General features: G+C 45.1%; 6 protein-coding genes. 4 read left to right on the top strand and 2 right to left on the bottom strand.

Translation table 11 applies throughout. From position 1 onward, the window contains the following. Nucleotides 1-88: 88 nt before the first annotated feature. Together AAE02nite_RS13720 and AAE02nite_RS13715 are read right to left on the bottom strand one after the other, a co-directional pair. Nucleotides 89-1231, bottom strand: coding sequence for a putative sensor domain DACNV-containing protein (locus AAE02nite_RS13720; protein ID WP_146898319.1), 1143 nt, complete (start codon nucleotides 1229-1231; stop codon nucleotides 89-91). A 285-nt stretch (nucleotides 1232-1516) separates the two neighbouring features. Continuing rightward, nucleotides 1517-2047, bottom strand: a complete 531-nt coding sequence (locus AAE02nite_RS13715; protein ID WP_146898318.1) for a hypothetical protein — start codon at nucleotides 2045-2047, stop codon at nucleotides 1517-1519. A 318-nt stretch (nucleotides 2048-2365) separates the two neighbouring features. On the opposite strand from AAE02nite_RS13715, the gene AAE02nite_RS13710 reads away from it, so the two are divergent. From AAE02nite_RS13710 to AAE02nite_RS13695, 4 genes are all read left to right on the top strand, one after another. After that, nucleotides 2366-3907: an FG-GAP repeat domain-containing protein gene (locus AAE02nite_RS13710; protein WP_170252602.1), complete on the top strand. Its 1542-nt coding sequence runs from the start codon at nucleotides 2366-2368 to the stop codon at nucleotides 3905-3907. Nucleotides 3908-4228: 321 nt separating this feature from the next. Continuing rightward, entirely contained in the window at nucleotides 4229-4882 is a 654-nt protein-coding gene (locus AAE02nite_RS13705; RefSeq protein ID WP_146898316.1) for a hypothetical protein, read from the top strand. Nucleotides 4883-5211: 329 nt separating this feature from the next. Beyond that, nucleotides 5212-7302, top strand: coding sequence for a phosphate acetyltransferase (gene pta, locus AAE02nite_RS13700; protein WP_146898315.1), 2091 nt, complete (start codon nucleotides 5212-5214; stop codon nucleotides 7300-7302). Nucleotides 7303-7489: 187 nt separating this feature from the next. Continuing rightward, complete coding sequence (locus tag AAE02nite_RS13695; RefSeq protein WP_146898314.1) at nucleotides 7490-8698, top strand: acetate/propionate family kinase; 1209 nt, start codon at nucleotides 7490-7492, stop codon at nucleotides 8696-8698. Nucleotide 8699 lies beyond the last annotated feature (1 nt).

Below are 8699 nucleotides of genomic sequence, written 5' to 3'. Positions count from 1 at the left end.
TTTATATTCATGCAATTAACCATGAATTTCAATAGAAATTGATAGTTATAAATTTTTAAAGTTTGTGAATACAAAGCTTAACGAAGCTTTACAAAAGTAAAACATCAACCTGATGGCCATGAACCATTCTTTCGCACGGCGACCAGGCGAAAATAGTAAAACGGCCGTCCTGGGATGCCACTAAGGCAATAGCATCTTGCTGATCGTAGACAAACTGGGCAGCCGACAAATGCCGGGTGCCGCCATTGGAAGCCGGATGAATAATATTCGGTTTACTGCCTATGACTGGTTCAGTTATTACAATTCTTTCCACCGGATTATTTCCTTCGGGGCGGCCGATTTTGGCGCCAAATGCCAATAATTCGTACTGATCACTGATAATAGTAGCTCCGTCTACGGCGGTTAAGCCGGCTACAACTTCTATGGACTGGCGAATAGCGCCTTGCCAAGGCCCTTGACTTCTTTCGTCCGCATTTTTCTTCATTAAATCCGATATACCTAAAAATGCGGGTTCTACGGCATACGGGATGGGCTTAATGATGGACTGCCGCCAAGCCGATGTGCCGGCGGGTACCACCAACAGAGAGCCGCCTCGCCCGTGCGCCCGCATTGAAATAGCCAGTTGCACCAGTACGTTCGTAGATGGGTTCCAGGAAAACGGCGAAGGAAAACCGAGTAAAGAAGAAACAAGCACCGGACAATCAGCCAATTTACCGCTATGCTCATCCACTACTTTTATTTGATCCCCCTTGAGCACGGCCACGTTGGCAAATTTTCCGAAACCATCCAGGTGGCGGTGTTTTACTACCAATAATCCCGGTTCCACCACTTCCAGCACAAAGCACAGACCCGGAATATTGCGGGTAGCTCCCCAGATAAATAACTCATCACCTTCGGGCCAGATTCCTAAATGAATGCCGGGACGTTCTACCGCCGGCGCCAGTTTAGTCAGAACATGAGGAGTTAGCCGCAGACGCTGCTCAAATACCATGGCTTGACCGGCTAACTCGGGTGGTAAATAAGCGAGCGAAATTTTAGGGGAATGACCTTCTTCCCGGCGCAGGCTCGCCCAAAATGTGGTATCTATAATCGATTGAATATGGCTGGCAGGTGTTTCCGGTGCTAAACTGCCATGCGCCAATTTGCGGGCTTCGGCGTGGTGTCGGGCAAAGCTTTGTTCGATGGCGGCAGCTACTTTCCGGGCAGCCTGGTAAGTAATTTTATGTTGCATGCTTTTTTACTTGAAGCAGGTTACGTAGTGCCGGCCCCATTTAGCGCGAATATTAGAAAGAAATTTATCGATAGAAAACATTTGACAGATCAAACTTGCTGGAATCTTTATTATGAGGTGAATATTGGTGGAAAAATATCTAATTATAAAATCAGCTATTTAACATAATAACCAAGCTATTTTATTATTATACCTTCCTCCTTAAATTCATTTTATTAAAAGATAAAATAAAAATGCCTCCAGATAAATTACCTGCAGGCATCTTTCATCGACTTTTAAGCCGTTTTATTTTTTAGTATACACGTACGTGTCTTTTATTTCGCCGTTGGGTGTGGTAGTAGTATAATTAATAGATAATTCCCCGGGGTTTTTGGCAGTATCCCAGATTTCGGTAGCGTTCATGGTTACTTCGTTGCCATCGCGGTTAAATGTAAGCGCCGAAGTTATTGTTAAGGCCTTTTCATCAGCCGACCACTTAGCCGTTGATTTCTTTTTTACCATGCCGTCAAAGAACTTGTTTTCTGACTCCTTCCCATCCAGGGTTATTTTTTCGTCCATTGTAAATTCCTGCCCATCCGGGGTTTGGCCGGTCCTCGAAATAGTAAAGTCGTTGCCGTTTTGGGTAACCTTTAACTGGCTGAAAATAATTCGCATCTGCCCTGCGGTTAGTTTGCTCTTCTCTTTGCTCAGAGCCCAGTCGCCGGCAAAATTGGTTTTGTCAAAGCGCGCAGAGGTAAGGATTAAACAAAGCAACAGGGCTGTGAGGCAAAAGCCAGTATAATGTTGCAAATTCCAGCATTGATTTCTTGGGTTCATCTTCATGTGGTAGGTTATATTAATTAACTCAGAAAATGTAAGAATAAATTTATTAATCACATAATTATATTAATTTTATTTAATTAGACTATAAAGTATTTTTGACTTGTACCGCACCTGCTTCTATTATTGGTATTTACAACTTCAATTCTAACACAACTCCCCTACTGCTTCTTTAACCAGATTATTCTGTTGTGTTGAACTGCTTCTTTCTTTGTTAGACTCACAAAATAACCCATAATATAAATTCTGGTTTGTATTTTTACCCGGATGTATTTTTCAAAAAAGAATATTTTAGTTTTAGTATTTGGAATAATTATGTGGAGTTGCGGCCGAAACAACCGGCCGGGCATTGATAATGGATTTACCCTTTCGAAAAGCATTTCGGCTGCGGATTTGAAGGCCGGGCGGCATTTGGCCGAACAACGTTGCCAAAGTTGCCATGCTTTTCCGGAACCAGATTTACTGGATAAAGAGAGTTGGGAGCGCTATGTTTTGCCTACCATGGGTTACCGCCTGGGTTTATACCACCGCGATTCCGGGAAAGCCGAGGGTATTAGAAGTGAGTTTATCGAAAGCGGCCGGGCGGGTGAACTGGTGCTGCAGGCCAATGTATTTCCGGCAGCACCCACCATCAGCGCTACTGATTTCCAAAAAATTACGGATTATTACCTCTCCACCGCGCCCGCCTCTCCCCTCGCTCCTGCTACAAAACCTCTTATTTCGCCGGTGCTGCCTTTATTCCAGCCGTATTTCCCGGATTTGCCGTTCCGGCCGGCCAGTACTACCCTGGTTAAGATAGATCCGGCGACGCAGCAGTTGTACGTTGGTTCTGCCCAGCAGAATAATTTAATGGTGTTAGATAGCCAGGGAAAATTAAAAAGTACCTTAGCCTTAAACCAGGTACCTTCGGATTTTTTGGTGCAACCAGCGGGCAGTTATGTTTTAAATATCGGGAGTTTTTTCCCGTCAGATTCCCCGGCCGGCACATTAACTTTTTACCCAACCGATCAGCAGGAACCCCAGACAATATTAAAAGGATTGCAGCGACCGGTACAAGCGCAGTTTGCCGATTTAAACGAAGATAATAATCCGGATATACTGGTTTGTGAATTTGGTAACCAGACCGGCAGCCTGAGCTGGTACGAAACCCCAAAGAATCAGCCCGCTAAAAAGCACATTTTAAAAAATGCCCCCGGTGCGGCGCGGGCTTATGTGCAGGACTTAAACGACGATAGGCAGCCCGATATTATTGCCTTAATGGCCCAGGGAAACGAAGGCATCTTTATTTTTTACAACGAAGGCCAGGGACGTTTTCGCGAGGAGCAGGTACTCAGGTTTGCCCCGTCCATGGGGTCGAGTTATTTTGAGTTAATAGACTTTAACCAGGACGGCTACTCCGATATTTTATACACTGCCGGCGACAATGCCGATTTTGCTCCAATTCAAAAGCGATATCACGGCATCCGGCTTTACCTGAACAATGGTCGGAACAGTTTTACCGAAGCTTTCTTTTTCCCGCAGAACGGCGCCTATAAAGCTACTGCCGCCGATTTTGATAAAGATGGCGACTTAGATATTGCTTCTATTGCTTTTTTTGCCCGCTTCAAAGAAAACCCCGCCGAAAGTTTTATTTACCTCGAAAACAAAGGTAATTATAGCTTTACTGCCTCTACCTTCCGGGGAAGTAACCGGGGGCGTTGGTTAACCCTGGACAAAGGCGATATAGACGCAGATGGCGATATAGATTTGATTTTAGGTTCTTTCGTGTTAAAAACGAAACTAGCAACCGACCAGCAAAACCAAGATTGGGCAGCAAATGGCCCCGTAGCGGTAATCCTGGAAAACAAAATCCGCTGATATTGTTTAACTAATCTTTAGAGATAAAATACACAAAATACCTGTATTTTACCCCGGTTCGTATTCCCAAAGGCCGGAACAAGAACCTTGATTGCACCTCCTATAATTCAAGGTTAATTGTTGGCTTGCCAGGAGACAAGCCAGAAATAAATATACCCAAAATACCCATTTTTAAGTATTGATTTCCAGGTACTTCATTCCTTATTTTTGTAAATATCCGCGCTTCTTTAATTTTTGTTTTTATCACTAAAATTAATGCAGCCGGAAATATTTACCTAAAATTATAAGCCCTAATCCTCTAAACACCTATTTATCTAAACTATGAAGATTTTAAAAAATGCCTTGTTGGTGGGCGTACTGGCCACCTTCTCTTCTCAGGTTTCGGCCCAGATGGTAAACTCCACCGAACCCATTGTTTTATCCGTAGACGGCTATGTGGTTACCCCGGCCCAGGATACCCTTAAAGGTCAGGTTGCTGCCCGGGTGGTAAATAATTACGTAACCCAGATTGTTTTTAAAGACGCAAAAGGAACAAAGACCAAATACAGCGCCGATGATGTAATCGGTTATGGCCAAAAGAGACCCAAACTGTTGCGCGATTATAATGATTTAACTTCGGTAGATAAAAACCACCTGCATTACGAGAGCATTGACCATCCGACGAAAGCCGGAAAGAAGGTTTTTGCCGAACGCCTGATGAATGGCAGCCGCATTAAACTATTTGATAATCCGACCGGTTCCGAAAGCTCCACCAACGTAGCCGGTTTTAAGCTGAAAGAAAATGAATCGAGCTATGTGGTTTATAAGCAAGGCAGCAAACCCTTTATTCTGAAGAAAAGAAAATACGAAGAAGAATTTGCGGCCTTATTTGGCGACTGTCCGGAGTTTATGAACTACGCCAACAGCCAACCCGATTTAAAGAAATTTAACAAATTAGGAACGGTAGTAGAAAATTACAACAGCCGTTGCCGCTAAAAAAACGAAATCCAAGAGAGTCTGTTATTTCGGAATAACAGACTCTTTTCGTTTATAGAAGCGTATAAAATAATAGAAGCCTTTCAGAATCTTTTTCTATCCGGCAAGTTTTTGCGGCGTGGCTAGGTAACGCCTTAATCTATCCATTCTCTTTAATGAAGCGGCTTGTTTGTTGTTTTTAACCATTATAGGCAGTTTATTTGAGCCTTCGCCTAAAACCCTGTACTTACCAGACAAGTTTAATAGGGTTAAAAACATGCCGTACGATGAGCGTTATCATCCCGGGCAGAAATGTTGCGGGGTAATTTCGCGCCAAAATCAGTGTTTCTATGACCAAAAATATCTTTATTGCTACCGCCGAGCCTTACAGCGGCAAATCTATTGTAGCCCTTGGATTGGTAAATATGCTTTTGGGTAAAGCCCAGAAAGTTGGTTATTTTAAACCCATTATTAATTTCAATCCCCTCCAAAAGCGGGATGTTCATATCGATACCATTCTGAGCTATTTTAATTTACCGATGGCTTACGAAGATACGTATGCCTTTACCGGCCAGGAAGTAATAAGCCTGCTGGAAACAGACCACGAGGGTGAAATTATAGACCGGGTAATCACTAAATACAAACAACTCGAAGAAAGCTATGATTTCATGATTGTGGAGGGCAGCGATTTTCTGGGGCAGGGAATTGCCTTTGAGTTTGACGCCAACGTAGCCATTGCCAAAAACCTCGGGGCACCCGCAATTATTGTGGTTTCCGGCGAGAATAAAACCACTGCTCAGATCATTAACGATGCCCTGGCGGTGCTGCGAAATTTCGAAGCCCGCGAAGTGCAAGTCCTGCTGATAGTAGCGAATAAAGTAAAGCTCGAACAGGTAGATGATGTACGCGAATTATTACACGCGCAATTACCGCCGGATTTAACGCTGGCCATAATTCCGGAGGATAAAAATTTGCTGAACCCCACCATGAAAGAAATTTACGAAAGCCTGGGCGGTAAATTACTTTTCGGGGAGCAACATCTTAACAACCAGGTCGATAATTTTGTGACGGGCGCCATGCAGGTGCCTAACTTCCTGAATTACTTAAAAGACAATTTATTAATTGTTACCCCCGGCGACCGCGGCGATATTATTGTATGCGCGCTAGTAGCCAATATTTCGGCAAACTACCCCCGGATAGCGGGCATTGTGCTGACGGCCGGCGTTGAACCTGAAGAACCGGTATTGCGCCTCCTCGAAGGGTTGCAAACGGTAGTGCCGATTATTGCCGTAGGAACCGGCACTTTCCACACCACCACCCAGATTGGCGCCATTAAGTCGCGGATAACACCGGATAATATCAAAAAAATAGAATTGGCTATAAATACCTTCGAGCGCTATGTAGATATTCCGGTGCTTGATGAAAAATTAATTACTTTCAAAGCCGAAGGCATTACTCCCCACATGTTTCAGTACCAACTGGTAAAGTGGGCCAAAAGTCAGCGGAAACACATTGTGCTGCCCGAAGGCAACGACGAACGCATTCTGAAAGCTGCTGCCCGTCTCGTAGATCAGGATGTGGTTGATTTAACCATTCTGGGTGATCCGGCCCAGGTGGCTGCCTCGGTGAGACAACTGGGGTTAAACCTGAATTTAGAGCGCGTGCGGGTAATTGATCCGGCCCATTCGGAATATTACGAAGATTATGTGCATACCTTTTACGAGCTCCGGAAAAACAAAAATGTTGAACTCGAAATGGCTTACGACCTGATGACAGATGTTTCGTATTTTGGCACCATGATGGTGTACAAAGGCCATGCCGATGGGATGGTTTCGGGCGCCGTACACACTACCATGCACACGATTCGGCCAGCTTTGCAGTTTATCAAAACAAAGCCCGGCGTATCTATTGTTTCTTCCGTATTTTTTATGTGCCTGCCCGACCGGGTTTCGGTATTCGGCGATTGCGCAGTTAACCCCAACCCTACCGCCGAGCAACTGGCCGAAATTGCCATTTCTTCGGCCGAGAGCAGCCAACGCTTCGGCATCGAGCCCCGGGTAGCCATGTTGTCGTATTCGTCGGGCACCTCTGGTGAGGGCGAAGAAGTAGAGAAAGTGCGACGCGCTACCGAAATTGTAAAGCAAAAAAGGCCCGATTTGGCAGTAGAAGGCCCTATTCAGTACGATGCCGCCGTGGATCCAATTGTGGGTCGCCAAAAAATGCCTAACTCTAAAGTGGCTGGTCAGGCCAGCGTACTGATATTTCCTGATTTAAATACCGGTAACAACACTTATAAAGCCGTACAGCGCGAAACTGGTGCTCTGGCCATCGGCCCTATGCTGCAAGGCTTGAATAAACCGGTAAACGATCTGAGCCGGGGATGCACGGTAGACGATATATTTAATACCGTAATCATTACCGCCATTCAAAGCCAGGAATAATTACTTGATATTTACGCAAATTGCTTCGATCAATGGCTGCCCTTGCTGTTTTTTTAACCAACCAGGTGCAGGTGAAAACCCGCCGTAACGCCAACTTATCCTTTTATGCGTAAGCCCAATTTTTGCCTATTTCACCTTAAATTAAATTCTCTACCAATGGTGGAGAAAAGAGTAAATAAAAATTTCCATGAATATATTTGTCGTTAACTCGGGCAGCAGCTCCATTAAATACCAGTTGTTTAAATTACCTTCGCCCGACCCAATTTGCAGCGGCTTAATTGAACGCATCGGACTGGAAAACTCTATTATTACGCACAAAATATTTAGCCAGGCAGAAGAGCAGGTAGTTAAACGCACCCTGGATTTGCCCGACCACGAAGCCGGTTTGCAGGAGGTGAAAGAATTATTAACCGATCCGGAAATTGGGGTTATTCAGAATCCGGAAGAAATTCAGGTAGTTGGTCACCGGGTAGTACACGGCGGCGAAAGCTTTGCCAAAACGGCTATCATAAACAAAGCGGTTAAAGACGAAATCAGGAAATTATTTCCGCTGGCCCCGTTGCACAATCCGGCTAACTTTTTAGGAATAGAAGTAGCCGAAAAAATATTTACCCAAGCCCGGCAGGTAGCGGTTTTCGATACGGCTTTCCACCAAACCATGCCGCCGGTGGCCTTCCGGTATGCTTTGCCCGAAACATTTTATACCGAATTAGGCATCCGGGTATATGGTTTTCATGGTACCAGCCATAAATATGTTGCCGAGCAAGCTGCGAAATATTTAAACAAATCCGAGAACAAAATAATAACCGTTCATTTGGGCAATGGCTGCAGCATGGCCGCGGTACGCAACGGCCAATCCGTAGATACCAGTATGGGTTTCGGGCCTTTAAGTGGCTTAATTATGGGTACCCGTTCCGGCGATATCGATCCTTCGGTGGTTTTTCATTTAATTAACCAACTTGGCTACGATCCCGAACAGGTAAATATGCTTTTGAACAAGCGCAGCGGCATGCTGGGGCTTACGGGCCACAGCGATATGCGCGATATCTCTAAGGCTATTGCGGCCGGAGATGAGCAAGCAGCCCTGGCTTACGATTTATATGCCTACCGCATCAGGAAATATTTAGGTGCTTATGCGACAGTGCTCAACGGCCTCGATGCCCTGGTTTTTACGGCCGGCGTCGGCGAAAATGATGCTAAAATCCGGGAACTGGTTTGCCGGGATATGGATTACCTGGGGATTATATTAGACCAGGAAAAAAACCAAAGCCCGGCCAAAAGCCTGCGCGAAATTAACCAAGCCCAGGCGCGGGTTAAAGTTTTAGTTATCCCGACGAACGAAGAACTGGAAATTGCCCAGCAGTGCCACGCGTTATTAGCCGGCGCCGCAGTATAGC

The organism is Adhaeribacter aerolatus (assembly GCF_007991635.1).
Classification (GTDB): domain Bacteria; phylum Bacteroidota; class Bacteroidia; order Cytophagales; family Hymenobacteraceae; genus Adhaeribacter; species Adhaeribacter aerolatus.
The sequence above is the reverse complement of the archived record's forward strand: the minus strand, read 5'-3'. Positions and strand labels throughout refer to the sequence as shown.

Excerpts from the sequence above, each read along its gene's own strand:
- AAE02nite_RS13715 (WP_146898318.1), bottom strand. The coding sequence starts at position 2,047 with ATGAACCCAAGAAATCAATGCTGGAATTTGCAACATTATACTGGCTTT.
- AAE02nite_RS13695 (WP_146898314.1), top strand. The coding sequence starts at position 7,490 with ATGAATATATTTGTCGTTAACTCGGGCAGCAGCTCCATTAAATACCAG.
- AAE02nite_RS13705 (WP_146898316.1), top strand. The coding sequence starts at position 4,229 with ATGAAGATTTTAAAAAATGCCTTGTTGGTGGGCGTACTGGCCACCTTC.
- AAE02nite_RS13710 (WP_170252602.1), top strand. The coding sequence starts at position 2,366 with ATGTGGAGTTGCGGCCGAAACAACCGGCCGGGCATTGATAATGGATTT.
- pta (WP_146898315.1), top strand. The coding sequence starts at position 5,212 with ATGACCAAAAATATCTTTATTGCTACCGCCGAGCCTTACAGCGGCAAA.
- AAE02nite_RS13720 (WP_146898319.1), bottom strand. The coding sequence starts at position 1,231 with ATGCAACATAAAATTACTTACCAGGCTGCCCGGAAAGTAGCTGCCGCC.